The organism is Terriglobales bacterium, assembly GCA_035561515.1.
Taxonomy (GTDB): Bacteria; Acidobacteriota; Terriglobia; order Terriglobales; family Acidobacteriaceae; genus DATMXP01.
Genome location: DATMXP010000023.1, coordinates 32,428 through 57,545, shown reverse-complemented (window position 1 = coordinate 57,545; position 25,118 = coordinate 32,428). Strand labels below are relative to the sequence as shown.

The 25,118-nt window shown below is 58.3% G+C and carries 24 protein-coding genes; 5 read left to right on the top strand and 19 right to left on the bottom strand.

Going from position 1 to position 25,118, the window contains the following annotated elements:
* Nucleotides 1-30: 30 nt before the first annotated feature.
* The 6 genes from VN577_10580 to dnaX all read right to left on the bottom strand — a co-directional run bounded on the left by VN577_10580 (nucleotide 31) and on the right by dnaX (nucleotide 11,487).
* Nucleotides 31-2,013: an ATP-binding protein gene (locus tag VN577_10580; protein HWR15267.1), complete on the bottom strand. Its 1,983-nt coding sequence runs from the start codon at nucleotides 2,011-2,013 to the stop codon at nucleotides 31-33.
* Between the two features lie 158 nt (nucleotides 2,014-2,171).
* Nucleotides 2,172-6,680: a hypothetical protein gene (locus VN577_10575; protein ID HWR15266.1), complete on the bottom strand. Its 4,509-nt coding sequence runs from the start codon at nucleotides 6,678-6,680 to the stop codon at nucleotides 2,172-2,174.
* Nucleotides 6,681-6,923: 243 nt separating this feature from the next.
* Nucleotides 6,924-8,636, bottom strand: coding sequence for a gamma-glutamyltransferase (ggt, locus tag VN577_10570; GenBank protein ID HWR15265.1), 1,713 nt, complete (start codon nucleotides 8,634-8,636; stop codon nucleotides 6,924-6,926).
* A 78-nt stretch (nucleotides 8,637-8,714) separates the two neighbouring features.
* A complete protein-coding gene (gene recR / locus VN577_10565; GenBank protein HWR15264.1) occupies nucleotides 8,715-9,314 on the bottom strand; it encodes a recombination mediator RecR in 600 nt (199 codons plus the stop codon).
* A 58-nt stretch (nucleotides 9,315-9,372) separates the two neighbouring features.
* Nucleotides 9,373-9,687, bottom strand: a complete 315-nt coding sequence (locus VN577_10560; protein ID HWR15263.1) for a YbaB/EbfC family nucleoid-associated protein — start codon at nucleotides 9,685-9,687, stop codon at nucleotides 9,373-9,375.
* Between the two features lie 30 nt (nucleotides 9,688-9,717).
* Nucleotides 9,718-11,487: a DNA polymerase III subunit gamma/tau gene (gene dnaX, locus VN577_10555; protein HWR15262.1), complete on the bottom strand. Its 1,770-nt coding sequence runs from the start codon at nucleotides 11,485-11,487 to the stop codon at nucleotides 9,718-9,720.
* A gap of 150 nt (nucleotides 11,488-11,637) precedes the next feature.
* Between dnaX and VN577_10550 the strand changes: the two genes are divergently transcribed.
* From VN577_10550 to VN577_10540, 3 genes are all read left to right on the top strand, one after another.
* On the top strand, nucleotides 11,638-12,681 hold the full coding sequence (locus tag VN577_10550) for an aldo/keto reductase (GenBank protein HWR15261.1): 1,044 nt from the start codon (nucleotides 11,638-11,640) through the stop codon (nucleotides 12,679-12,681).
* Between the two features lie 4 nt (nucleotides 12,682-12,685).
* Nucleotides 12,686-13,285, top strand: a complete 600-nt coding sequence (locus VN577_10545) for a DJ-1/PfpI family protein (GenBank protein HWR15260.1) — start codon at nucleotides 12,686-12,688, stop codon at nucleotides 13,283-13,285.
* A gap of 80 nt (nucleotides 13,286-13,365) precedes the next feature.
* Nucleotides 13,366-13,722 (top strand): STAS domain-containing protein, encoded by a 357-nt coding sequence (locus VN577_10540; GenBank protein HWR15259.1) that lies wholly within the window; start codon nucleotides 13,366-13,368, stop codon nucleotides 13,720-13,722.
* Between the two features lie 30 nt (nucleotides 13,723-13,752).
* Here VN577_10540 and VN577_10535 read toward each other — a convergent pair whose 3' ends face one another.
* Together VN577_10535 and VN577_10530 are read right to left on the bottom strand one after the other, a co-directional pair.
* A complete protein-coding gene (locus VN577_10535; GenBank protein ID HWR15258.1) occupies nucleotides 13,753-14,214 on the bottom strand; it encodes an SET domain-containing protein-lysine N-methyltransferase in 462 nt (153 codons plus the stop codon).
* A 92-nt stretch (nucleotides 14,215-14,306) separates the two neighbouring features.
* On the bottom strand, nucleotides 14,307-15,302 hold the full coding sequence (locus VN577_10530; GenBank protein HWR15257.1) for an L-threonylcarbamoyladenylate synthase: 996 nt from the start codon (nucleotides 15,300-15,302) through the stop codon (nucleotides 14,307-14,309).
* A gap of 10 nt (nucleotides 15,303-15,312) precedes the next feature.
* Here VN577_10530 and VN577_10525 point away from each other — a divergent pair, with 10 nt between their 5' ends.
* Entirely contained in the window at nucleotides 15,313-15,741 is a 429-nt protein-coding gene (locus VN577_10525; GenBank protein ID HWR15256.1) for a hypothetical protein, read from the top strand.
* Nucleotides 15,742-15,920: 179 nt separating this feature from the next.
* Nucleotides 15,921-16,985: a BON domain-containing protein gene (locus tag VN577_10520; GenBank protein HWR15255.1), complete on the top strand. Its 1,065-nt coding sequence runs from the start codon at nucleotides 15,921-15,923 to the stop codon at nucleotides 16,983-16,985.
* A 41-nt stretch (nucleotides 16,986-17,026) separates the two neighbouring features.
* Here the strand turns inward: VN577_10520 and VN577_10515 are convergent, their stop codons facing one another.
* The 11 genes from VN577_10515 to VN577_10465 all read right to left on the bottom strand — a co-directional run bounded on the left by VN577_10515 (nucleotide 17,027) and on the right by VN577_10465 (nucleotide 25,101).
* Complete coding sequence (locus VN577_10515) at nucleotides 17,027-18,058, bottom strand: NAD(P)H-dependent glycerol-3-phosphate dehydrogenase (protein ID HWR15254.1); 1,032 nt, start codon at nucleotides 18,056-18,058, stop codon at nucleotides 17,027-17,029.
* Nucleotides 18,055-18,726, bottom strand: coding sequence for a glycerol-3-phosphate 1-O-acyltransferase PlsY (gene plsY / locus VN577_10510; GenBank protein ID HWR15253.1), 672 nt, complete (start codon nucleotides 18,724-18,726; stop codon nucleotides 18,055-18,057). The genes VN577_10515 and plsY overlap by 4 nt, the downstream gene beginning before the upstream one ends.
* A gap of 26 nt (nucleotides 18,727-18,752) precedes the next feature.
* Nucleotides 18,753-19,334, bottom strand: coding sequence for an RNA 2',3'-cyclic phosphodiesterase (gene thpR, locus VN577_10505; protein ID HWR15252.1), 582 nt, complete (start codon nucleotides 19,332-19,334; stop codon nucleotides 18,753-18,755).
* Between the two features lie 4 nt (nucleotides 19,335-19,338).
* Nucleotides 19,339-20,586 (bottom strand): competence/damage-inducible protein A, encoded by a 1,248-nt coding sequence (locus VN577_10500; protein HWR15251.1) that lies wholly within the window; start codon nucleotides 20,584-20,586, stop codon nucleotides 19,339-19,341.
* 98 nt (nucleotides 20,587-20,684) lie between these two features.
* Entirely contained in the window at nucleotides 20,685-21,065 is a 381-nt protein-coding gene (locus tag VN577_10495; protein ID HWR15250.1) for a hypothetical protein, read from the bottom strand.
* Nucleotides 21,066-21,162: 97 nt separating this feature from the next.
* Nucleotides 21,163-22,227 carry a hypothetical protein gene (locus VN577_10490; protein HWR15249.1) on the bottom strand — a complete coding sequence of 355 codons (1,065 nt, stop codon included), beginning with the start codon at nucleotides 22,225-22,227 and terminating at the stop codon, nucleotides 21,163-21,165.
* A gap of 2 nt (nucleotides 22,228-22,229) precedes the next feature.
* Nucleotides 22,230-22,736: a phosphatidylglycerophosphatase A gene (locus VN577_10485; protein ID HWR15248.1), complete on the bottom strand. Its 507-nt coding sequence runs from the start codon at nucleotides 22,734-22,736 to the stop codon at nucleotides 22,230-22,232.
* Nucleotides 22,717-22,959, bottom strand: a complete 243-nt coding sequence (yacG, locus tag VN577_10480) for a DNA gyrase inhibitor YacG (GenBank protein HWR15247.1) — start codon at nucleotides 22,957-22,959, stop codon at nucleotides 22,717-22,719. Before yacG ends, VN577_10485 begins: the two co-directional genes overlap by 20 nt.
* A gap of 24 nt (nucleotides 22,960-22,983) precedes the next feature.
* Entirely contained in the window at nucleotides 22,984-23,964 is a 981-nt protein-coding gene (locus VN577_10475) for a type II secretion system protein (GenBank protein HWR15246.1), read from the bottom strand.
* A gap of 4 nt (nucleotides 23,965-23,968) precedes the next feature.
* Nucleotides 23,969-24,607 carry a hypothetical protein gene (locus VN577_10470; protein HWR15245.1) on the bottom strand — a complete coding sequence of 213 codons (639 nt, stop codon included), beginning with the start codon at nucleotides 24,605-24,607 and terminating at the stop codon, nucleotides 23,969-23,971.
* Nucleotides 24,607-25,101 (bottom strand): hypothetical protein, encoded by a 495-nt coding sequence (locus tag VN577_10465; GenBank protein ID HWR15244.1) that lies wholly within the window; start codon nucleotides 25,099-25,101, stop codon nucleotides 24,607-24,609. The genes VN577_10470 and VN577_10465 overlap by 1 nt, the downstream gene beginning before the upstream one ends.
* Nucleotides 25,102-25,118 lie beyond the last annotated feature (17 nt).

The window sequence follows — 25,118 nt, the reverse complement described above, 5'->3', positions numbered from 1 at the left end:
CAGGCCGGGCTTTTTTGTGTGTGTACGGTTCTATCCGGCGAGGGCGGCGGTCTGCGCAATGGCCGAAGAATTGTCGAGCGGCAGACGGATGCTGAAGATTGTTCCCGAAGCGCCGGGACGAGTACTTGAGCGGAAGCGAATGTGTCCGCGGTGCTTCTCAATGATGCCCTTGGAAACCCAGAGGCCGAGGCCGGTTCCGATGTCGCGCTTGGTCGTAAAGAAAGGCTGAAAGAGGCGTTCGCGGTTTTCGGGTGAGATACCGTGTCCATTGTCGCCGACGGTGATGGACACGTGGTTACGCAGCTGGCGCACGCGTATGGTGACATGGCCGTCGAGGGGAACGGCGTCGATGGCATTACTGATCAGGTTGGAGATGACCTGGCGGAGTTCGCCTTCGAATCCGTGCATGCGCGCCGGGCTGGTTTCCATATCGAGCTGGACATTTTTCCGCTGAAGCTTGTTCCGGTACAGATTGACGATCTGCACGACGGTCTCGGAGACATCGACCCATACGGGCTTGGAGGAGTCGCGATAAAAGCCGAGCGTCTGGCGAACCATGTGGCTGACACGAGCGAGTTCCACATCGGCGGCATCGAGGAGATTGCGCGCCTCGGTGGCAAGTGAGGGATCGTTCTTCGCCAGGAACACGAGGTTGACCACAGCCTCCAGTGGATTGTTGATCTCGTGGGCGATGGTAGCGGCGAGGCGTCCGGTGGCGGCGAGTTTTTCTGACTCGCGCAGGGCCTTCTCGGTCTGGTGGCGTTCGGTGACGTCGAGAGCGATGCCCAAGACCTTGGTTGCCGTACCGTCGGCGGCCCGGATGACTGTACCCCGCGCGGATAGCCAGTGAATGCTTAGATCGGGCCAGATGACACGGAATTCCAGGTCATAGTTGTCGCGTTCTTTGAGCGCGTTCTCAACCGTACGCACGACGTTTTCGCGATCATCCGGGTAAATTCGGCTCTTGAATTCATCAAGGGTGACTCGGTGCTCGCGGCGCGGCAGTCCCCATACAGCCGAAATGCCCGGCGGCCAGTGCGACATGCCGGTAAGGGGATCGAATTCCCATGTCCCAAGTCCGACGGAACTTTCGATCAGTTCCAGTCGCTTGAGGTTGACCTTGATCTGCTGGAGGGCGTCGGCCTGAAGTTGCTCGGAGTACCGGAGGGCGTCTTGAGTCTGGAGCCGCTGACGGTCGATCTCATTGAGTGCGGTGGCGGTGCGAAGGGTAAGGATGGTGAAGATCAGGACAGAAGCCAATACGAGCAGCGCGATGTTCATCTCGCGCGAAAGGAGATTGTGGACGCGAATCTGGATGGCAATCCATCCCAGCAGCGGCATGGTAAGCAGGACCGCGCTGATGAAACGGCGCGAGACGATTCCGCCGGCGTATGGGCTGGAGATAATCCGTACTAGATGGCGATTTCCGCAGTACAGGATAGCTACGGAGAGGATTGCGAAAAGCAGGGCCGTCGTCAACGCCATAACGTTGCCGATGGAGTAGAGTGCCGGAATCGAATATACGTAGCCGATCAGGCTAAGGTAAGAGACCAGGAGGATCAGTCCGGCAAGTGTTTCGCCCACTACGGATGCGAACGTGCGTCGAATGGTAAGAAGCGATGACGACGCGAGGATGAACGCAACCCCCGAATTTACCGAGAAGCGTCCGGGGTACGGTAAGTCCCAGTCCGAGAGGCGATGGGCGAAGAAGATTCTGTCGATGCCGAAGTCGAGCTGGGTAATCCATTCGATAAGAGTGGCAAAACTAAAGACCAGGACGGAGGCGGAAATCAGGTAGCCGAGCCAAACGGCGAATCTGTTTTCAGTGGCAAAAAACAGGATGACTGCCGATAACAGGATGAAGCAGAGCGCGGTGGTTGGGGCCACATAGGTGCCCAGCATGGACCCTTTCAACCACGGGATACGGAAATGCCATCCGGCGAGGATGGCCGACGCGGTTGCAATAAGTACAAGCGCCAGTCCGACGCTAGGTTGTTGGAAGTATTTCCTCATCGGCCCCAGGTTTGGTTTAGGTACATCAGAGCAGCAGCCCAATAAGGTAGATGCAGAACTCAAGCGATTCTACTATCAAAATCCGTCAATAGGCCCAAACCGGGAAAAAAGGAAAAAGGTTAAGGTTCACCCTCTGGGGTTACGTGTTTGCCTGAGAACTATTGCACCGTAAGGGTGAAATTAGCCTGCTTGACGATGGTGCTGCCCGTTCCGGTGACCGTAATCGTGTAGGTTCCGGCTGGAGTCCCCGGACGGAAAGTGGGCGGATTGGTAGTGCCGCCACCGCCTCCGCCACAAGCCGAGAGCGCGCACATGGTCGCAAAGGTGATTACAAGCAGGGCCAGGCTGCGGCGTTTGCGGTCGAGAAGAACGAATCCGATGGCGCCAAATGGCAGACCGAGCCAGAGCGCAAACAGGTTACGCCCCGTTGAACGAACGCTGGCAGAGGAGGCCGCCGTGGTGGTGATGGTGAGTGTCGCCGTGGCAGGAGTGGCTCCGGTGGGCGTGATCGGGTTGGGCGAAAGCGTGCAGGTGGCCTGGGACGGACAGCCCGCGACCGTAAACGCGACCGGCGAATTGAAACTCCCCTGCGCCGTCACGCTGAGGGCTGACGTCGTTGATTGTCCTGCGGCGACGGTGGCGCTGGTTTTAGTGCCGAAGTCCATGGCGAAATTCGGTGTCGCGGATATCTGGAACTGAGCCGTAGTCAGGTCATGGAAGAGAGCCGGGAAGGACTGGTCGCTCGTCCGGACGAGAACCGAATATGTAGCCTCCGGGAGGCTGCTGGGAATGGCGATGGAGGCATTGACGGTGGTTGTCGTGCCGGGCGTGAGGACGATGCCGGAAGCCGGATTGAATTGGCACGATACCGGCACAGTGAATTGGCTGGTATCGCAGCTGAGCGTCACCGGGCTGCTGTAACCGTTGAGGGGCGTCAAGTGGAAGCTGAACTTAACGGTGCCACCGGGGTTGGTGTTGTTCGGGAGAGTGAGATTCGAGAACGAGTAGTCGGTCAATGAGAAGGGAACGCTCGCGTTCTTCGTACGGGTTCCGTCATTGGCCTGAATGGTGATTTGACCGGACGAAGCGGTGCCCGCGTTTGTGAGCACGGTCAACGCTACTGGAACGGGAGTTGTGTCTACGACGGTGGAAGGTGGATTGAATGCGCACGCGGATGGTGCGATCCCGGCACTGGTACCGGCGCAAGAGAAAATGACGGTTCCGTTGTAGCCATCCTGCGGCGTGACGGTGAAGGTTGTGCTGAGCTGTTCGCCGATCTTGCGAGTGGGCGAAGAGAATGTCGGAGCACCAATACTGAAATCCTGTCCGGCAACGACCTGCACCGACACTGGCTGTTGCTTTGGTGTAATCAAGCCGGGCGAAGTCGCGGTGAGGCTGAAGTTATACGTGTTTTCCGCGGTGGCAGCAGTAGTGTAAATGGTGAGGGCGACCTGCGTGCTTCCGCCAGGGGTGAGCGTCACCGGAAACGCGGAGCACCTCCATCCAGCGGGAAGGCCGCTGCATCCGAAGGTGATCTGCTGATTGAATGATCCGACCGATGCGACTGTGACTTGAAGGGTGGTGCTGTTGCCGCGAATGAGATTCGTGATGGAGGACGGTTGCGGGGTGCCGAGCGTGAAGTCGATCACACGAAGGCTGACCGGCACCTGACGGGTGAGCATACTCGGGTCGGTGCCGGCGGCCACGATGCGGAAGCCGAAGTCCTGCACGGTGGGATTGGCCGCGGTAACGGTGAAGATCCCATTCACCGGCATGCTGGGCGAGCAGGTTTGCGGCAATGGACCTGGGGTTCCGTTGGTGGTGGCGTCGCAGGAGAGATTGATGGCGCTGCTATAGCCATTCGCTGTAGTGATGGAGCCGTTGAAGGTAACGACTTGCCCGGGGAAGGTTACCAGTGCGGAATCGGGAATTGTGACCGCGAAGTCAGGTGCAGAACTACCGGCGATCGGAATTTCCCAGACGCCGCGTCCGTATGTCGAGGCGCGAAGACGTGCGGGACTTCCGGTCGGAGCGAAGATCGCGATGCGGGTAACGGCAACGTTCGGTAGTGTGCCAGCGCCGGTGGCCGGACCGACTTCTGTCCAAATCGTGTTTCCGCCTGACGGACTTGCGGTTGAGTAAACGCCGACATCGGTCGCGACATAAATACTTCCATCACCCGAGTAGACGACAGCACCATTAGCCGGGGCGTCAGGGAGATTGCCGGTGATGTTGGACCAGGAATTTCCGCCGTCGGTCGTCTGCCAGACGTGCGGTGTGTTGAATCCCATGATGGTGACGTAAGCGGTGCGACCGGTTGCATCGCGGGGATCGATGGCGATACCTGAGATCGGACAACGGGCGGGGCTTGAAGTTGATCCGCAAACGGCGGAATTCGAGAAGGCTCCGTTGTTGGAGATCTCCGTCCACGTTACTCGAAAATCGGTGGCGTCGGGGGTGAAGAAGACCTTTCCGTTGTCTGTTCCGGCGTAGAGGACTTGCGAGCCGCTCGAATTCACAGGACCGCCGGCCGCAAGAGCGGAGATGTAGGCCGAGCCGCTCGCGCATGAGTTGGTGGTTCCGTTGGAAAAGTTCTGGCTGAGCGCGACGGCGCTTGACCCATTGGTGCCGACGCGCCACACGCGGCACGTGCCGACGACGAGTTTGCTCGAGTCCTGCGGGTCGAGCATGTAAGGCATATAAAAGGAAGCCGTGTCGTTTCCGAGCTTGGCTGAAGTAACTACCTGGTTGCTGCTGAAGATGCTGTCGCTACAGTTCTCGCCAGTTGTGCATCGGGCCACCAGGACGCGGCTTGGACTGATTGGAAAGGAAGCGAAACGGTCGTTTGGCGACTGAGGATTTATATCGTTGTAGCCGCCGTCGCCGAGCAGGACCGAACGCCACGCCAACCCGTTAGGGCCGGAATTGTCGGAGTCAATCATGGGCGAGCCGTTGTCCTGCGTGCCGCCGAGCATCGTGTACTGATCGGTGGGATGCTGCGAGAACCATACGAACTGGGTCATGGAGCCCATGGTTCCATTCAGGTTGTCGAAGAGAATGGTGGGTGCGTTCGGATTCTTGGAGTCGCAGTACTTGGCCTGCGTCGAATAAGAGGAGAGCGTGCGAGTGATGCCGCCGTCATTCGCAAAATAGAGAATGTTGGCATTCGCCTGGACCATGTCGAAGCCGTGTTGGTCAGGGTGCACCTTGGATAATGAGCCGAACGGGTCGCATCCGTACACGTGCGTGAGATTGACGAATGCGTTTGAACTGCACGTGGAGTTATTCGAGTTGATCTGGCAGCGGAAGATGTTGATGGCACCAGCGTAGAGATCGGTGGCAGTGGCGCCATTCGGAACTGCCATGAGGGCGAGGTTGAAATCGCCCTGCTCAGTTCCGCAGCCTTGTGTGTCGCCGCAATTTGTGATGCCGCTGACGTTCAGAGAGACCCACGTTTTCCCGCCATCCTTAGTCTGGTAAATGCCTCCGTTCACTGGAGGGTTGTCGGCATTCACATACCAGACGTACATCTCGTCGCGTCCGGGCACCTGGGTGATTTCGCCGCGATAAAGAGGGCAGACACGCGAGCTGGTATTCGTCGGAAGGACGGTAGGACACGCCGTAAGATTCAGGCCACTTGAGGGTTGATTGAACCCGCTGGGGTCCGAACTCATCCGGTACCACGTGACGCCGTCGGACGAAACGTAAAAGCCGTGGAAGCGAGACGCTGCGTAGAACTTGTGCTGTTGCGGGTTGTAATGAACCGAGGAAACGGAACCAGCATCGGGAGCACCACCGGGGTCAACCATGGTGGCCTGGGTCCAACTCTGGCCGGAGTCGTAGGAATAGTAGATTCCGCGGCAGACCCGCGTGAGTGAAAGATCAGCGCACTCCGCAGCCGAAGGACTTTGGTCGAGGCCGTTCGCAGTACCCACGCTAGCGGCAGCGGTAGCAGCGACAACGATGTTCGGATTGTCGGTACTGAATGCAATTTTAGCGAAGGCGAGGCCGTGGAAGAGGCGGGCACCGTTGTTAGCTGTCGAGATCAGGCTCCAGGAAACTCCTCCGTCAGTGGAGCGAAGAATGCCAAGTCCATAGTAGGAATCCGAGGAACTGTTTGCCTCTCCGGTGCCGACGAGGAGCAGGTTGCTGTTGCCGGGTTGAATGGCCATCGATCCGACAGCAATCGTCTCCTGATCGTCGATGATCGGTGTCCAAAAAACTCTTGCGAGATCGGTATTCGCGGCGGAAGTGGATTTCCAAACTCCACCATACGCGCCGGTCAGATAAACGGTATTTCCAGTGGGATCGTTCTGGTCGACCACAACGGCAGTCGCACGACCTGTAGTGAACCCGTAGTCCTGCTGATCGCCAACGTTCGGAACTGATTTCAGCGGTGCTGGGCCGAGAGGGCTCCATATGGGCGAGGGAAGGGGCGACGCAACGGCGGCTGTGCGGACCTGTGCGCGACGGATGGCTTGGTACCGCAGAGTGTCCCGCTGCTGGTGCGCCTGCTTCAAAAGTTGGGGCGCTGGGCGGCCCTTAAAGGTGCGTCCGCGAAGGAACCATGACTCGCGCTCGCGCGGATTATCGCGCTCTGCCTTTTCGGCCCGCTCCTTGTCCGGTTCGGCTGCGAACGAAACGAGGCTTACAAAAAGAAGCAGCAAAAATGCTAGAAAGAAGCGAGCATGAGTGGAACCACACTTCGAGGGCATCAGTCGCCGGACCAGCTTTCCTAAGTTGCGGGGTCTATGAAAAAAGTATGTTGCCCGTCCAGAGACTCTGTCAACGAAATGAGGGGTTCTAGGTCACATCCATGAGTGCAGTTACGGGAAACACAGCAGGTCGAGGGCCACTTTGATCGGGTGCAACGCGGAGCCTGTTGAAAGCTCCGCGTTGCTGATTCGGAATCATTTACCCATAAAAACTGGTCCCGGTTGCGGGATGGCTGCACCGTCGTGGCGAGGATCGCTGGCACCGAAGTGGACACCCGTGCCGTTATCCATCACGGCCTGTCCGTAACCGAAGATAGGTGTGCGTCGAGGAACGGTTTCGACCTGGTGGCCGAGTTTGGTGAGCGCATCGCGGGTGGCTTGCGGGACGAGCTCTTCGATTTGGACATCGCAGCCATCGAAGGACGATTTAGTGAAACGTCCGGCCTCAAGCGCCTGCTGGATATTCATTCCGTAGTCGACGATATTTGCTACGAACTGGGCGTGGGCCTGCGCCTGATTCCATCCGCCCATGATGCCGAAGCCGATACGCGTATTTCCCTTTTCCATGAACGACGGAATGATGGTGTGCAGCGGACGTTTGTGTCCTTCAAGAGTGTTCGGCTGATTGGGGTTGAGCGTGAACAAAGCACCGCGATTCTGAAGCATGAATCCCATGCCCTTTGGCACGAGCCCGGAGCCGAAGCCCGAATAATTGCTTTGGATCAGCGAAACGATGTTGCCGTCCTTGTCGATGGCCGTCATGTAAATGGTGTCGTTGCCCTTGCTGCCGGTGAGGCCGGCAAATTGTGATGGCTCGGGCTTACAGTTCGGCGTCTCGCCGATGAGTTTGGCGCGTTCGGCGGCGTGTGTTTTGTCGAGCATCTGCGCGACGGGAATGGCGGAGAACTTCGGGTCGCCGACGTAGCGGAGCATATCGGCGTACGCGAGCTTCTTGGCTTCAATCATGGTGTGCAGCGCGCGCACGCTGTGGAATCCATATTCGCCGAGGGGAAACTGCTCCATCAGGTTGAGCATGATGAGGGCGGCGATGCCTTGCGTGTTGGGAGGAATCTCGTAGACCGTCCAGCCTCGATAAGTGGTGGAAATGGGTGTGACCCATTCGGGTTGAAACTCCGCAAGATCTTCGAGCGTCATCACGCCGCCGAATTCTTTTTCGATATCGACGATTGCCTGTGCGGTTTGGCCCTTGTAGTAGCCGTCACGGCCTTGAGAGGCGATGCGGCGAAGCGTATTGGCGAGATCAGGATTGCGGAATACTTGGCCGGCGGCGGGAGCTTTACCGTCGATGAGATATGTGGCGGCGGAGTTCGGATGCGACGAAAGGAACTTCACCGAACGAGACCAGAGTCCGGCGGTTACCTGGTTTACGGGGAAGCCGTTCTCGGCATAGTAGATCGCCGGCGCGAGGATGGTAGAGAACGGGAGTGTGCCGAACTTTTCACGCAGGGCGTTCCATCCCGCGACGGTGCCGGGAACGGTGACGGTCCAGACGCCGCGCTCGGGCATGGTGGTGATTCCCTTCGATGCGAGGAGCGCGGGAGTGAGTGCCTTCGGCGACCATCCGCTGGAGTTCAGTCCGTATAACTTTTTCGTTTTGACGTCGTAAACGAGGGCGAACAGGTCGCCACCCACACCGTTGCTGGTAGGTTCCATCAGTCCAAGCGTGGCGTTGGCGGCAATGGCGGCATCAATTGCGTTTCCGCCGCGCTCGAGGATCTGCACTCCAGCCATTGAAGCCAGCGGTTGGCTGGTGGCGACGATGCCAAATTTGGTTTGAATGACGGAGCGTCCCTGGACGGGAAGAGGTGCGGCTTCTTTCTTTTCTTGTGCAACTGAAATTGACGCCATGCAGAATATCGACAGCACTAACAATGCGAATCGAAACATGATCGCTTCCTCGTTAGAGCGGTTGGAATGTGAAAAAGAAGAGTACACCTTAATGGCAGGCGAGATGCGAACTTTCGACTATAGCTCCCGGCGGCCTTCCATAGCCTTGAGGATAGTGACTTCGTCGGCGTACTCGATGTCGGCCCCCGCGGGGATGCCGGTGGCGATGCGGGTCACTTTTACGTTCGGACGCTTAATCACGTTCGATAGATAGTGGGCGGTGGCCTCGCCCTCGACGGTTGGGTTGGTGGCCAGGATGACTTCGTCCACGTCGCCGGAGTCAATGCGCTTCACAAGATTGGAAATACGGAGGTGTTCCGGGCCGACACCATGCAGCGGAGAGATGGTGCCGTGCAGCACGTGATACACGCCGTTGTAGTTCTTGCCCTTTTCGATCGCCGTGATGTTGGTGGGTTCCTCGACTACGCACACAAGTCGCTGGTTGCGAGTGGCATTCGAGCAGTAGGTACATGGGTCGACGTCGGTGATGTTGTTGCAGATGGAGCAGAGGTGGAGTTTGGCCTTGACGTCCCGGATGGAATCGGCGAGCGCGGTGGCGTCGTCATCGGAAGAACGGAGAATGTGAAACGCCAGGCGTTGTGCGGATTTCGATCCGACGCCCGGGAGCTTTTTCAGTTCTTCGATCAGTCGAGCCATCGGCTCGGCAAAACGGGACATTCTGTTTCCTTCGGATGCGGGCAAGATTCCCGCATTACATGCCGGCGAATCGCCGGCGCTACAGGCCCGGGATGTTGAGTCCGCCGAGCATCGATCCCATGGATGACTGCAGTTGCTCGTCGACCTTGCGGACTGCGGCGTTGACAGCAGCGGTGACAAGGTCCTGAAGCATTTCGACGTCGCCGGACTTTACGATCTCCGGGTCGATGACGACGCTTAGGACCTGTTTCTGGCCGTTCATCTTGACGCTCACGGAGCCGCCACCGGCAGAGGCTTCGACCACCGTGGAAGCCAACTTATGCTGCAATTCTTCGTATTTCTGTCGCGCCTGCGACATCATTTCCTGTAGTTGCTTGGGGTTAAAACCGCCCATTTCTTTCCTCTTTGCCTGCCCGTGATGGGCTTAGCGCTTGTTGCGCTGATCTACGACAGTACGAATCTCTGCGCCGAACTTCTCTTTCATCTTCTGCACGATCGGATCTTTCATCGCGCGCGAACGGGCGTCGGACCCATCGGACATGATCGGTTTTGCGATGGCAGCGCCATTACCGTTGCCATTGGCTCCGGCAACCACCTTGATGCGAACGTTTTGCCCAACCGCTTCAGTCGCGGACTGATTCAGCACACGTTGGGCTTCTCCCTTGAGGGCAGCGTCAATCATCGGCTGCTTGGCGGCGACAGCAATGATGACTTCGGAGCCTTCGATCTTCCACTCTCCCAGTTCGAGCCAGTGGGCGATGATCTTCTGGCCGGCCTTCTCCATAGCGGTGAGAGTGGCGGTTTGGATCTTCGGTAGCGATACCTCGCCGAGCTGCGCCTGCGGCTGGGGAACCGGATCGGGAGCAGGGGCAACGGCGATCGCGCTGGTGCCTTCGATGGAAGGCGCGGTGCTCATACTGCCGCGGGGTGGCTCACCCTTTCGGCGGGCGACGTCGCTCTCAAAAGGCGAAGGTCGTCGAGGCGGTGCAGCAGCAGGTTCCGCACTACGGGCCGGTGCAGGTGCGGGTCGGCTGGGCGAAGAAGTCGGAGCCGACTTAGGGAGCGGCTCGTTGCTTAGAATCTGCTCCAGCGACAGCAGCCGTTGCGCGTGAACCAACTTCAGGAGACCGAGTTCGAGGTGGAAACGCTGTTCGTGCTTATAGCCGAGTTCGCTGTGCGTGCGGAGCATGATTTGCAGGAAGCGCGTGAGGTCTTCTTCGCTGAACTTTTCAGCGACGCGCGAGACACGGTCGGATTCGTCCTGCGAGATCTGCAAAAGGGAAGTGCCCTTGCCCGCGACCTTGGCGACGATCGAGTTGCGCAGGAATCGGACCATCTGGCGCGCGAAGTGCGTCGGGTTGTGGCCTTCGACCATGAGGCGATCCACGAGCGTCAGTACTTCCTCGCTCGAGTTGCGCTCGACCGCTTCCATCATCTCTTCGAGGATGTCGGAGGAAACGGCTCCCACGAGCCCGCGGACGTCGTCGGCGGTAAGCCGAGCCGTGGTGGTGGCGATAGCCTGGTCCATGATGGAAAGGGCGTCGCGCATGGAGCCGTCACCGGCTTCGGCAAGCAGCGCGAGAGCGTTGTCGTCGGCCTCGATCTTTTCGGCTTCAGCGATTGAGCGGAGCTGCTTGACGATTTCGTCGAAGCGCACGGCGTGAAACGAGAAATGCTGGCACCGCGAGCGGATCGTCTGCGGAATGTCTTCGGGCTCGGTGGTGGCCATCATGAAAATGACGTGACCGGGCGGTTCCTCAAGCGTCTTGAGCAGGGCGTTGAAGGCGGCGTCCGTGATCTGGTGGGCTTCGTCGAGGATCCAGATCTTGAAGCGATCGCGCGCCGGACGATATCGGGCGGCTTCACGGAGCTCGCGGACCTCGTCGATGCCGCGGTTGGTGGCGGCGTCGATTTCGATTACGTCCACGGAATTGCCCTGGCGAATTTCGACGCAGGAATCGCAAACACCGCAGGGCTCCGGGACGGGATGATCGGTAGAGCGGCAATTCAGGGCCATTGCCAGGATGCGGGCGATGGTGGTTTTGCCGATGCCGCGGTGCCCGCTGAAGATATAGCCGTGGGCGATGCGCTGCTGTTCGATGGCGTTCTTGAGCGTGCGGGTTACGTGGTCCTGTCCGATGACGTCGGAGAACTTCTGGGGTCGGTATTTACGGGCGAGGACCTGGTAGCTCATGGGAAAACTCGATTATATCGGAGCGGCAGCGAGGAATATTGGTGTCAAGGATGGTCGAGGTGAATTGAGCTGCTGAAGCGTCGGGCTGTGTTGCGGGTCACTGTGCAATACGGCGGGGCAGGAGTAGGATTCGCCGCACAGGAGGAGTTCGTGGAAGATACCAAAAACCCTGCACTTATACGCCGTGACTTCCTGAAACTGGGCGGCACCGCTGCCGCTGGAATTATCGCGGGATCTACCCTCACGACGTCGGCCAATGCCATGCCGCCGCTGCCGGAAAACCCAGAAACGACGAAAGCTATGCCCACCCGCAACCTGGGCAAGACCGGATACAAGGTCGGTATCTTCAGCCTGGGCGGACAGGCTTCGGTGGAGAAGAAGGACAACGACAAGATTGCAGTGCCGATCGTGGAGCGTGCCCTCGATCTCGGCGTGAACTACATCGACACGGCGGCTTTTTACGGTGGCGGAGTTAGCCAGGGCTATATCGGGCAGGTGATGAAGCGTCGCCGCAAGGAAGCTTTTCTAGCGACGAAGACTCATGATCGAACAAAAGACGGATCTTTGAAGCTCCTGGACGAGTCTCTGAAACTCCTGCAAACGGACCACCTTGATCTTTGGCAGCTACACAACCTGTCGCGCATGGAAGAACTGGATCGCATTTTCGCGAAGGGCGGCGCCATAGAAGCCTTGCAGCAGGCTCGCGAGCGGAAGATCGTGCGGTATTTAGGCCTAACCGGACATGCTGATCCTGAAGTGCTGATGGAGGGTATCCGCCGGTTCCCATTCGACACCGTCCTGATGGCGCTGAACGCCGCCGACAAACACCACTTGAGCTTCATCGAGAAGCTGCTGCCGATGGCGGTGGAGAAGCAGATGGGCATTATCGGAATGAAGATTCCTGCCCGGGGACGAATCCTTTCGACGTTCACGCCTCCGCCGGCCGAAGAACAGCGTGGCTGGGAAGGACCGGCAAAGAGTCCCGGCACGCTGCATATCAAGGAAGCAATGTACTACGTGCTTTCGTTGCCGGTGAGCACGATCATCATTGGGTGTGATTCCGTGGCACAACTCGAGCAAAACGTGCAACTGGCGCGTGAGTTCACACCGCTCAACGAGACCCAGTTGGCTTCTCTCGCGGAGAAGACCGCGCCCGTGATGCGCCAGGCCCTGTTCTTCCGCAAGTGGAGCTAATCAGATGACGAAGCCGCAATTCACGATTGGCATTCTTGTATTCGACGATGTCGAGGAGCTGGACTTTGTCGGCCCAATGGAAGTCTTCGGGATTGCGGCCAAACACGGGGCGCCCTGCAAAGCGGTGCTGGTGGCGAAAACCCATGCCGAAGTCAGGGCGCACTTTGGTTTGACCTTCAAACCGGATGCGACGTTTGCCTCCTGTCCTCCTCTCGACTTGCTGATTGTGCCCGGGGGGCCAGGCGCCCGCGGACCGGTGCGTCATGACGGGGCGACACTTGAGTTTGTCCGGAAGCAGCCTGGAGAGGTGGCTTCAGTTTGCACGGGGGCTTTGATCCTGGCTGCGTCCCACGTGCTGGACGGGAAACGTGCCACAACCCATCGCAGCCGGGTCGAACTGCTGCGGGAATACAACGCTATTACGGTCGATGCGGATGCACGGGTGATCTTCGATGGCCGGATCGCAACGTCCGCGGGAATAACGGCCGGGATCGACTTGGCTTTGGCTATTGTGCAGCGGCACTGGGGTGAGGAACTGTCGGGGCGGGTGGCTGAAACGCTGGAGTGGGACAGGGCCGGGCAGTGGAAAACGGCCCGAGTTTAGCCGATTTTGTGGATAGATCACTTGCCATCTTCCAAGCGACCAGCTAGAGTTTTCGCCGTGAGATTCTGGGGAGGTTCGCTATGCAATTGAAGCTTGGGGTCCGGGTGGTGGACAACGTTTCGATCGTGGACTGTCGTGGCCGGCTGCTCTTCGGCGATGAAGCGAGCGCGCTACGTGACACAGTAAAAAATCTGCTTGCTGAGACGAAATCTGTCGTTATCAACCTTGGTGAAACCACTTATATCGACAGCGGTGGACTGGGTACGCTGGTGGGCTTGTATTCGTCTGCCCAGCATTCCGGCGGTATGGTGAAGTTGGCCAAGTTGCAACAGCGCGTGGTTGATTTGCTGCAGGTCACGAAGCTTTTGACCGTGTTCGATGTGTACGACACGGAAGAAGAGGCGGTGAAGTCGTTCGCGCAGCGCGCAACAGCATAGACCATTCTGATAGCAGGAGAAGCGGCGAGATTACGCCGCTTTTTCTTTTGCGGCTTTCTTTTTTGCTTCGCGTTTTCGCTTCCGCAGTTCGCCCTCAGAGTACAAAGATCCCCGGCAGTGCCGCGACTTACAGTGGCACGTAGCGGGATCGTCTTCCTCTCCGTCGAACAGGTTGTAGTCGTAGGTCAGTTCTTCTCCCGGCCTGATGTCGCGGGTCGCGATGATCCAAATCTCTCCTTTTATTTCATCGGTTTCGCAGTTCGGGTCGCAGGAGTGATTGATGAAAGCTGCAATCCCGTGTCCGTCGATCACGCGGTCGCCGTTGCCGAGCGCAAAGAGATAAGTGATGTCGCGGTGTTCGTAAATCTTGTCGCCTTCTTCCTTGGTGATATGCGGTCCGGTATAGCGCACAACCTTGCTGCGCTTGCGGATGGGAGCGGTGGTGAACACGCCGGCGGCGTGGACGTCGGAAGAGCGAACAATGATACCCATACAGTGGTGCAATGCTCCTGAATTGGTTCTTTGAGATTACCACGAGGCGAGCTACGCTTCGCAGCCGTGCGCGGCGGCGAGGTGTTTCAGTTTCAGGGGTGAGCGGCCCTACGCAAGCGATCGAGCACGGCTTCCCAGGCATGGTTGACCGGGGGAAGTTCGACGGCGATCCAATCGAGTGAGCGTGCGTCCAAGTCATGCAGAGTCCCATAGAGGGCGGCAGCGTATTCGCGCGGATCGGTGGGCATATACATCGCTTCACACGGATGCTGAGCGTCATGAAAAAGGCGCAGGTAGATACCATGTCCTGCGTGGGGGACTTCGCCGTCTTTGCTCAGCAACAGCCGAGTGTGCGGGCTGTAATGTTTCGCGTGCATGCCGGGAGATGCGTGCGCACCGGAAGCCGCTTCTGTGGAAACGGCAACGGAGCCAATGAGCGACTCGATTTCCGTCCGAGAGATTCCGCCCGGACGCAAAATCGTTGGCTGCGGTGTGGCCAGAGACAGCACGGTCGATTCGATCCCCACCGTGCAAGGGCCTCCGTCGAGAATGAAATCGACGCGGTCTCCGAGACTGCGTCGAACATGTTCGGCTGTTGTCGGAGAAACCTGGGTAAAGCGATTCGCGCTCGGAGCCGCGAGCGGCAGTCCGCATTCGCGCAGCAGCGCAAGGGCAATGTCATGCCGCGGCATGCGAATGCCGACCGTTGGCAATCCGGCTGTGACGATGTCGGGCACGGCTTCGGTCTTTGGCAACACCAATGTCAGCGGTCCTGGCCAGAATTTTGCGGTGAGCCTTTGGGCGACCTCTGGCCAATGGGAAACAACGCTGCTGACTTCGTCCGGCGTGGCTACGTGAACGATAAGCGGGCTGGTGCGTGGGCGTCCCTTAGCCTCGAAGATGCGCGCTACGGCTTCGGCGGACAGGGCATTCGCTCCCAGACCGTAAACAGTCTCCGTCGGAAATGCCACGAGCCTACCCGCCCGTAGCAGTTCCGCCGCATGCTTCAGGTCGGATTGGGATACTCCAGCCACTACGATGAGTATAGAATCTCGGCCACACGGAATGTCACCCTTCGCCCGTGACATTGGAGGACCCATGCGGAGAGTGTTTCTCTTGCTGTTTTCGGTATTGCTCATCGGACTCGGAGCCCAGGCCCAGACGCCAGCAACCCCTCAACCGACGGTGGTCGAGTACTACTACAAGGTCCAGTGGGGACATCAGCAGGAGTTTCTGGAACTGTTTAAGAAAAACCACTATCCGATCCTGAAGAAGCAAATCGAGATGGGCAGGATTGCGTCCGTAAAAATGGAAGCTCCCGAAAATCATATGACCGAGGACGCGCGGTGGGACTATCGCGTAACCATCGTCTTCAAGGACAGATCGCCCTTCGATGAACAGGCCCTGGCCAGGCAGATGTATCCGGATCAGGCGACGTTCAAGAAGGAGGAGCAACGGAGATTCGAAATCCTGCTTGCCCATTGGGACCTGCCCTTGAGTACCGTGAACCTCAACACTGCACAGTAACTTCCCGGCCAAGTTTGGGTTAAGGTAGTCAGGCTAAGTAGAAATCCGGCCGTTTTAGGGCGTGACGGCTGATGCCACATGCTTTCGTTACGGGTTAACACAGTTAGCAGAATTTCAGGATATAGCGAGCAGGTACTCTGCACGGAATGCGAGACAGGAACCCTGAAGAGGAGAAATGTATGAAGGCGAATCGTTCGCTGATGGTTGTGTTCTTGAGCTTACTGGTGATCATGGCTCTGGCCATTGGGTGTTCGAAGAAGCCCAGCGACAGCCAGATCATCGGTGAAGTAGCGACGAAGATCCAGGCCGACCCCAACATCGCCACCAAGACTATTTCCGTCCAGTCGCAGGACGGCGTGGTGACACTGGCGGGCCAGGTCTCGAGCGAAATGGAACGGGTTGCAGCAGGGAATGATGCCAGCCAAATCGCTGGTGTACGTACGGTTGTGAACAATCTCACGGTAGCAGCAGCGGCGGCACCGCCGATGCAGGAACCAGTAGTGGAGCAACAGGAGCCTGTGAAGCAGGCGAAAAGCTCCGCGCGTAAGTCGTCCAGTTACACCGCGGGCTCTCGCGGGAACCGCGGAAACAACGACTATGCTCCGCCTTCGACTCCGGTGACCACAGTTCCGGCGACAGCGTCTTCGGCGATGCCAGCCGCCAAGCCCAAGCCGACCACGGTCACTATTCCGGACGGAACGGAGATTTCCATCCGCCTGCTCGATCCGCTCGACAGCGAAAAGAACCAGGTTGGCGACCGCTTCCGCGGAACGCTGGCGCACTCGATCACCGTTGGTGACCAGTTGGCGATTCCTTCCGGAGCGGACGTGATGGGCCGCATTGTCGATGTGAAGGATGCAGGTCACTTCAGCGGGAAGTCGGTGCTGGCAGTCGAACTGACGAACGTTTCGATGGGCGGCAAGAACTACGAAGTCCGGACCGAAGAGTGGCGACGTGAAGGCGCGGCCCGTGGCAAGAACACCGCGGCTAAGGTCGGCGGTGGCGCAGCGGTGGGCGCGATCATCGGCGCAATTGCCGGCGGCGGGAAGGGCGCAGCGATCGGGTCCGTAATCGGCGCAGGCGCTGGAACCGGCGCGCAGGCCGTAACGAAGGGACAGCAGATTCGGCTGCCTTCCGAAACGGTAATGAACTTCCGCCTGACGAATCCGTTAACGGTTACGCCGGGTGCAGTTCGCGGTGATCGTCCGGTGCTGACCGACCGCACTGGTTCTGAAAGCGAATAACAAAAAGGAAGTGAATACGGCGGCCTGCGGGCCGCCGTTCTTTATTGGTCGGCAGTGAGCAGTTTCACTTCACTGGTGCCGCGGCGCGTCATGAGTTCGCGCATCGATTCCTTCGGTGATTTTCCGTCGTGCAGAATGGCGTACATCTGCTCTGTGATGGGCATCTCTACGTTCATTTTCTTCGCGAGGCCAACGGCAGCATTTGTGGTGAGCACGCCTTCCGCGACCATGCCGTGCATTCCGGCGATGATCTCGTCCAGCTTGCGTCCCTTGCCAAGTTCGACGCCGACGGTGCGGTTGCGGGAAAGGCCCCCGGTGCAGGTGAGGACGAGGTCACCCATGCCCGCTAGTCCCGCCATGGTCACCTGGCGAGCGCCGCAAGCGACGGCAAGGCGGGCGATCTCGGCGAGGCCTCGCGTGATGAGCGCGGCGATGGTGTTGTGGCCAAGGCCGAGTCCGTCGCAGACACCGGCGGCGATGGCAATTACGTTCTTCAGCGCTCCACCGAGCTCCACGCCAATAATGTCGTCGTTGGTGTAAATGCGGAAGGTATGGTCGCTGAATTCGCGCTGTACCAGCGCGGCGAGGTCGGCGTCTTTGGAGGCAACCGTGATAGCCGTCGGATCGCCCTTGGCGACTTCCTTGGCAAATGATGGACCGCTAATCGCGCCGATGCGGGGATTCCAGCCTTTTTCGGCAATCACCTCGCGGATGACTTCGCTCATGCGCAGCAGGGTCTCGTTCTCGACGCCCTTAGTGGCAGATACGAAAATCATTTCGCGGTGCAGGAATGGCGCCATGTTCTTGAACACGCGTCGCGTGTGGTGTGACGGCATTACGCTCACAACCATCTGCTGATTGCGCAGAGCTTCTTCCAGGCTGTTGGTGACCTGGATTTCGATGGGAAGCGTCTGGCCCGGCAGAAACATTTCGTTGATCCCACGCTGCCGGACAGATTCAGAGACCTCCTTCTCGAAGGCCCACAGCGTGACGTTGTGGCGATGCTGACGCGCAAGCGCAACGGCTAAAGCGGTACCCCAGGCACCGGCTCCGATCACAGCGATGTTACTCATGCGCGCACCTCGGTTTTCTTTTCACCTAGACGGTGTTCGGTTCCGGCGAGTAAGCGGCGGATGTTCTGGTGATGCTTGGCGATGATTAGGAAGGCACCGAACGCGGCAGCAATGAAGACTATTGGAGCCTTTGAGTCTCTGTACAGGACCCAGGCCAGTACTGGAAATGCAGCGGTGGCGATAATAGATCCAAGAGAAACGTATCGCGAAAACCAGACGATCACCAAGAAGATGACGAGAACCAATCCGACGGCCTTGGGGGCAATAGCAAGGAAGACACCCACTCCTGTCGCAACGCCCTTCCCGCCCTTGAACTTCAACCAGATCGGGAACATGTGGCCGAGGATGGCGAAGATGGCGGCAAGGGCGGCGGCCCAAAATGCCGCCTCAAGCCAGGCAGCCGTGTAGTCCAAATGAAGACCGGCTGGGGGCATTCGATAAACCAATAGTCTCGCCAATGCGACTGCTGCATACCCTTTCGCCGCGTCGAGGATCAGCGTCGCTATTCCCAAACCTTTGGCTCCGGAGCGGGCGACGTTCGTCGCACCGATGTTGCCACTGCCAATCGTTCGAACGTCTTGTTTGCGGAAGAGGCGGACGAGGATGTATCCGAAGGGAATGGAGCCGAGAAGGTACGCGATGATCGCGACGATTACGTATGTTTGCATATTTGCGAACGACTAATGATCGACGACTAATCGCCCAACCGGAACGACTTCAGCTTGATGTACTTCGCTCCGCCGGGCGACAACTTGCTTTCGTATAGAAAGAATTCTGTCGCGTGCATGGTACCAAAATCGGGTGCTTGGATTCCCGCGATTCTTTCGGCGAGGCGCTTCATGGATGCAGCCAATGGTTCATGGCGCTTTGGACGAGGCGAACCGGAACCAGACCGGGCGAGAGTAAGGTGCGGAGAATACTCGCGGTCTTCCGATTCGATTCCAAACGCGGAGCAGGCCCGGTCGACTTGTACGGCAAGGGACGGAAGCTTTGAGTCGGCCGCGATGCCGATCCAGAACACGCGCGGTGCCTTCGCGTTCGGGAAGAATCCGCAATTGCGGAACGACACGTCGAGCGATGGTGCCTCAATCTGATCGAGTTCGGAGGTGACCTCACGCACATCACGACGCCATTCCCCGATGAACTTCAACGTCACGTGGTAGCTCTCGGGACGGACCCACTTCGCATCGGGTGCGACGCGACGGAGTTCATCGACGTAGTTGGCAATTGCGGTGCGAATCGCTTCCGGGATGTCGAGTCCGACGAAGAGGCGCATACGATTAGGCTTCCATGAGTCGTCGACGTAGCATGTCGAGTGCCTGCTGCGTCGCAAAGGTGCGGATTCGTTCGCGGTCGCCGGGGAACTGACGCTTCAGCACTTCAGTTCCGTTTGCGTCGGCTAGGGCGAGATAAACCAAGCCAACAGGTTTGTCTTCGGTGCCACCCGCAGGACCTGCAACGCCAGTGATCGCCAGGCCGATGCTGGCGCGGGTTTCATCGCGGATGCCTTCGGCAAGTGCGAGCGCGACCTGCTCGCTGACGGCACCGTGTTCCGCGATCATCATGGGCGGCACGTTGGCAAAGAGCGTCTTGAATTCATTGGAGTAAACGATCGCTCCACCGAGGAAATAGCGAGAGCTTCCGCTGACAGACGTGATTCGGCGACCGAGCATGCCCCCGGTGCAGGATTCGGCGACCGCGAGAGTGGCGTTCCGGAGCTGAAGGTAGTAGCCGACGATCTCTTCGAGCGATTCGCCGCGCGAGTAAACGGCGTCACCGAGTTCGTCCTCGAGTTTGCCGGCAAGATCCTCGACCAGTTGTTCTGCATGCTCAAGGTTGTCGGACCGTGCGCGAAGATGCAGATTGATTTCTCCCGCGCCGGCAAGGATGGTCGTCTCCACGCCCTCGGCCGTTTTGTAGATGGGGGCGATGCGCATGTCGCAGTCGGATTCGCCCATCATGGCGACGCGAAGCCGACGCGTGGCGATGAAAGCCGGCGGTAGTTTCTCTTTGAGGCGAGGGAAGCACTGTTCCTCGAACATTGGTTTTATTTCGTAGGGAGGTCCGGGAAGCAGCATGATGTACTTCGGGCGGCCTTCGACCTCAATTTCAAGATACTGGCCGGGCGCGGTTCCGCGGGAGTTCCGAAGAACAATGGCGCCCTCGATCACGTCCGCCTGTTGTTCATTGTTCGTGGCCATGCGTCGACGGCGAGATGCGAACCAGGCGTAGAGTTCGGCGATGAGCGTAGGGTCGCGATGGAGTTGGCGGCCCAGGGCGGCGGCAACGCATTCGCGGGTGAGGTCATCTTCGGTGGGGCCGAGTCCACCCATGAAGATGACGATGTCGGAACGCCCGATCGCGGTGCGGGCGACATCTGTGAGGTGCTGCGCGTTATCGCCAACAACTGTTTTAAATGCAACAACAACGCCGAGAAGGTTCAACTTCTCGGTGAGGTAAAGAGAGTTGGTGTCCTGGTGATACGGGTCGAGAAGTTCCGATCCGATAGCGATAATCTCGGCGATCACGCTAAGAGGATAGCATCCGGGTAAGTAAAACCGTGTAGTGCTTCAAGGTAGAAGAAAGGCGCGGTTCAACCCGCGCCCGAATGCGAACCAGGTGTGGTTCACATTCCGGAGTTTGAGCCCGAGACGCCCTTGAAAACCAGTGTTTCGTGTTTTGAAAAAACGTTCTCGAGTTGTGGTTTGGTTGCAACGTTATCCAAGGTGAAGCCATCTTCCTGGCTCTTGTTCACCTTGTTGATGTGGGCAGGGGCAGAGGCGACTTCTTTGTGTCCATCAAAGAAATGAACATCGGTTGTGTTTCCAGTGTCATTCCAGCGCAGCGTATAGGTTTGTGGTTGGAGTTGGGTGTTGCCGATGGTTATCGGACGGTCGAAGGTGATACTTGCATGGTTGGTGTAATCCTGCTTGTCCGCAGCAAAGGCAAGAACTGTGGACAGGAATGTGACAAGGCAGAAGAACAAAATGCTCCTGTAGATTTTCATGTTGATTCTCCAGAAGCCCCAGCACCAACAGGAGATTGTTGGTGTTCCCCTAACTAACTAGACGCAGGAAGCCGTCGATAAGTTTCGAAAATGAGAGCTAGAATTCCGGAGTGCTCAGGACTTTTCCTTGCACATCCCACGTGAGGCGATGGATGGCGGTGTTGCTGGCGAGGAACACCGTTCTTCCGGGAGCAAAAGCGAGGCCGACGAGTCCCTGTCCGGCTATTGCCATTGAGGGTTGCGCATCGGGCGTGAGACGAACGATACCGCGGCGTCCTGAGTACGAAGCGGCGACGTACAGATTGCCGTCAACATCAAATGCGATACCCTGTGGGCGGCCCAGCCCTTTGAAGAAGATGGAGACATCTCCGTTCGGTCTGATGCGATGCACCACATCGACACTGGAGACGGTCGGACCGGTAACGTAGAGATCGCCATCGGGTGAAAAAGCCAGATGGTACGCCGATACGCTGGGCTCGAGCAGGGCGAAGACAAAAATCTCCTTGTTGCGGCCTATCTTAAAAATCGTTCCGCTGCGATCACCGACATAGAGATTCTGCTCGGCGTCAAAGGCTATGCCGGTGGCGATCCCCATGCCCTCGGCGTAAGCCGCCATCGTCCCGTTGCGCGCGACACGATACACGGTCCCGTCGAAACGCGACGAGACATACATCTGGCCGTCGTTATCAAAGGCGATAGCCGTCGCATTCATCATTTCGGTGATGTACGGCTTCACGACGAAGTTGGTGTCGATGCGGAAGATCGCGACCGGTACTTTCTGGCCACGAGAACCGGAGAAGGTGACGTAGAGATTGCCTTCCGAATCGATTGCAGGATTTGTAACTGGGTGAAGATTTTCGGCTACCGTGGACCCGACCCGGAACTCCTGCGCATTACTGGGTTCGCCGGTGGTGGTTACCGTCAGGGGACCGGAAGTGGCGCCTTCGGGAACGCGCGCGATGACGAAGCGGTTGGTGCTCACAACTACAGGCCCGTCGACTTCGTTGAAGCGCACGCGCGGACGCCGCAACTCGGGAGCGCTCAAGCTGCTTCCATGGATGCGAACTTCGCCTCCCACGAGGCCGGCAGCCGGCTCGACGGTGTCGATGTGTGGATATCCGTTGACGTTCTTCTTTCCCAGCAAGTGGTTCGAGATCCCCATTCCTATTTCAAGAAACCGATGTACAGCAAAATTTGCATAACGGCGAGAGCGTAAAGGCCCGCACCCACGTCGTCCATCATGATGCCGATACCTTCAGGCAGCTTTTCAAAGCGGCGCAGCGGGAAGGGCTTCGTAATGTCGAAGACACGAAAAAGTATAAGTCCCGCGACAAGGCACTTCCAATTCAACGGCGCACCGATGAGGGCGATCATCTGTCCGGCGACTTCGTCGATCACAACCTGGCAGGGATCACCTGAACCGACGGCACGCGAGTAAACGGTTGCAGCCGGGATTCCGATGAGAGTGACGAACGCGGATACTGCCACGGCAGTCCACAGGAGTTGGTGCTGGCTGACGTGAGGAGCGAACGCCGCCCAAAGGAGAACAGTCGCTACCGACGCCCAAGTTCCAGGACCGGGTTTTCCATAACCAGTCCCGATAAACGTGGCGATTGTTGTGGCCCAGAGTGGCGGCTTTGATGTCGCCGGCTCAGTTGATGTGGCGTCCATGTTTGTCGAAGCTCTTGCGATGCTGTTCCTCATGCGTCTTTTCGACGCGTTCGATGTCTTCAGGATCGGTGATGGGACTGGAGATCACGTAACCTCCACTCGCCCACTTGCCGAGGTCGATCAGCCGGCACCGATCGCTGCAGAAAGGGAAGTCAGGCTCATCGCGCAGCACGAGCTTGCTGCACGTTGGACAACGCAGGCTGACGACCTTTTTCTTCGGCATGATTCTATTGTATCGGTTGGATGATTATCTGTTGGGCGGAGCTTGAGTATCAGGCGGAAGTTTAGGCGTTCCGAAAACGTTTTGATTCTGGCCGAAGCCGGTTTGGGGCTGCTGGCCGCCAATGGGCTGACCGATCGGCTGGCCGATCTGCTGCGCACCCGGGACCTGGCCCATCACCTGCTGTTTCGGGTCGTAAGGCCCGGTAATCAGGCCACGGTCCATCGTCGGGTCGTAGATGAATTTCCAGTCCTTGTAGTGGTTCTTGTCGGCGACGACACGCAGTGACTCGCGTTCACTTGCGCTGCTGACGCCGATGATGGCACCTCCGCCGAGTGTCTGGCCTGCGCTGGTGCCCGTGCTGGACGATCCCCCGCCAGCCGTGCCAAAGGTTCCGCCGACAGGGCGATCCGATTGTGTGCCGGTGGTGCTGGAGGTGCCGGTGGTGCCAGTCGTCCCAGTTCCGCCAGTGCCGGTTCCCGTTGTGCCGGTCACGCCGGATCCGCTGCTTCCGGTAGCGCCCTGACCCGTGGTACCAAATCCGCCGAAGTTGCTGGTTCCGGGCTGGGTTCCCTGAACAAGTCCCGTCACGCCGGGAATATTAGGAAGACCGGGCTGGTTGGGACCGCCGAAGGTTCCACCCTGACGTCCTGTTGCGCTGATCTGTACCTGGCCGTAGCGGACAAGCTGCCATTTGCCGTCCTGCGTGAAGGGGTCCTTGTAACGCTTACGAAGGAACCGGATGTTGTTGGTCTGTTCAAGGGCCTCAATCGTTGACGGGTAGCGCCCGAACTTCTTGTAGTACTTCTTCACCGCGCGGGCGTACTGAACCCCGCGGTGAATCATTTCCTCTTCTTTGTCGCGCTGTACCGCTGTGGCGATCTTGGGGGCCGTGGCGAGTGCGGCAATGGTGAGGCCGACCATGACAAACACCAACACAATCAGCATGTACCCCGATTGGTGTTTATGTGTTGCCGAAGGACGGTAATGAAAATGGCCGAGACGCATACTTCTAGCCGGCAGTGAGGGGAATCGTCTGGCGGTTATTGCTCAGTACGTCCTGAACCTCAATGGAGTTGGGGTTGACCTTCACGATTTTGTAGCGACGTTGCACGATTTCGCCTTCGCTCGCGACAAAAATATCATCGCCGGAAGAGAGGAAAATTCTCTTCGTAGAACCCTGTTGGCTGGCGAAGCCAAAGAACTTCAGGTTGATCGGTGGCGGCGGAGGCGGCGGTGGAGGCGTGTTGACCACCTGCTGCGGCGTGGCATTGTTCTTGAATCCCGACGCTTTTGGTTTGGGAATCTCAACCGCTGGCTCGGCATGCGCCAGGAAGATGTTGCGACCGTCACCGCTGTACTCGATGGACTCGACTTCGTGGAGAACGTCGAGGCGCAAACGCGGATCCAGGTTTGGAGTGACTGGTCCGGCGGTGTTCTGCTTCACATTTACGCGGCCAGTGCCGCGGGCGGCAGTACGAGTTCGCGTGGTGCCGCGAGTCGTAGCCGTCGACGTGCTGGTGGTGGTCGCGGGCTGTGCGGGTGAAGATGAGAAGCTGCCGGCAATCATCCGAATGGTAAGGACCAGCGCGACGAGGAAGAGTCCGATCGCAACCATGGTCTTCTTCGAGTTTTCGGCGCCGATCTTCACTACGCCTGGCCTCTCATGAATGTCTCGATTTGAAGTGTCAAACGAACCTGCCCCGACTTCTGATCGCCGAGCGCAACGCGTCCGATGACGAAGAAATTCTTGTCGCGCTCAAGCGCGTTGATGAATTTCACCGTCTGGACGTAGTCTCCGTCAAGGTTAGCGGAAATCACTACCTGGCGCAGTCCGGGCATGTCCGTTTCGTCCACACGGTAGGTAGCCTGGTTCAGTTTGACGCGGTTTTCTTTCGCAATCTTACCAAGTGTTTCGAAAACGGCGGCCGAGCTGTTCGGAAAGCGCTGCTCGTAAAATTTGCCGATTTCCTCTCGCGCCTGCTTCACGCGTTCGTTCACGATTTCGGGCGGAACGACCTTACCCTTGCGGTTCTGAACCTGCTGACGGAGTTGCTGGAAGTCGCCTGGCAGTGCGCTGGTACGGACCAACATGTAGGCAAGCGCGCCCGCAGCAAACACGTTGATGCCGACCAAGATGGCCATGGCAATCTGCAGCCTAG

Bases quoted from the DNA above. Each gene is read 5' to 3' on its own strand.
- VN577_10580 (HWR15267.1), bottom strand. From the start codon at position 2,013: ATGAGGAAATACTTCCAACAACCTAGCGTCGGACTGGCGCTTGTACTT.
- ggt (HWR15265.1), bottom strand. From the start codon at position 8,636: ATGTTTCGATTCGCATTGTTAGTGCTGTCGATATTCTGCATGGCGTCA.
- recR (HWR15264.1), bottom strand. From the start codon at position 9,314: ATGTCCCGTTTTGCCGAGCCGATGGCTCGACTGATCGAAGAACTGAAA.
- VN577_10560 (HWR15263.1), bottom strand. From the start codon at position 9,687: ATGGGCGGTTTTAACCCCAAGCAACTACAGGAAATGATGTCGCAGGCG.
- dnaX (HWR15262.1), bottom strand. From the start codon at position 11,487: ATGAGCTACCAGGTCCTCGCCCGTAAATACCGACCCCAGAAGTTCTCC.
- VN577_10545 (HWR15260.1), top strand. From the start codon at position 12,686: ATGACGAAGCCGCAATTCACGATTGGCATTCTTGTATTCGACGATGTC.
- VN577_10540 (HWR15259.1), top strand. From the start codon at position 13,366: ATGCAATTGAAGCTTGGGGTCCGGGTGGTGGACAACGTTTCGATCGTG.
- VN577_10535 (HWR15258.1), bottom strand. From the start codon at position 14,214: ATGGGTATCATTGTTCGCTCTTCCGACGTCCACGCCGCCGGCGTGTTC.
- VN577_10530 (HWR15257.1), bottom strand. From the start codon at position 15,302: ATGTCACGGGCGAAGGGTGACATTCCGTGTGGCCGAGATTCTATACTC.
- VN577_10525 (HWR15256.1), top strand. From the start codon at position 15,313: ATGCGGAGAGTGTTTCTCTTGCTGTTTTCGGTATTGCTCATCGGACTC.
- VN577_10520 (HWR15255.1), top strand. From the start codon at position 15,921: ATGAAGGCGAATCGTTCGCTGATGGTTGTGTTCTTGAGCTTACTGGTG.
- VN577_10515 (HWR15254.1), bottom strand. From the start codon at position 18,058: ATGAGTAACATCGCTGTGATCGGAGCCGGTGCCTGGGGTACCGCTTTA.
- plsY (HWR15253.1), bottom strand. From the start codon at position 18,726: ATGCAAACATACGTAATCGTCGCGATCATCGCGTACCTTCTCGGCTCC.
- thpR (HWR15252.1), bottom strand. From the start codon at position 19,334: ATGCGCCTCTTCGTCGGACTCGACATCCCGGAAGCGATTCGCACCGCA.
- VN577_10495 (HWR15250.1), bottom strand. From the start codon at position 21,065: ATGAAAATCTACAGGAGCATTTTGTTCTTCTGCCTTGTCACATTCCTG.
- VN577_10490 (HWR15249.1), bottom strand. From the start codon at position 22,227: ATGGGGATCTCGAACCACTTGCTGGGAAAGAAGAACGTCAACGGATAT.
- VN577_10485 (HWR15248.1), bottom strand. From the start codon at position 22,736: ATGGACGCCACATCAACTGAGCCGGCGACATCAAAGCCGCCACTCTGG.
- yacG (HWR15247.1), bottom strand. From the start codon at position 22,959: ATGCCGAAGAAAAAGGTCGTCAGCCTGCGTTGTCCAACGTGCAGCAAG.
- VN577_10475 (HWR15246.1), bottom strand. From the start codon at position 23,964: ATGCGTCTCGGCCATTTTCATTACCGTCCTTCGGCAACACATAAACAC.
- VN577_10465 (HWR15244.1), bottom strand. From the start codon at position 25,101: ATGGCCATCTTGGTCGGCATCAACGTGTTTGCTGCGGGCGCGCTTGCC.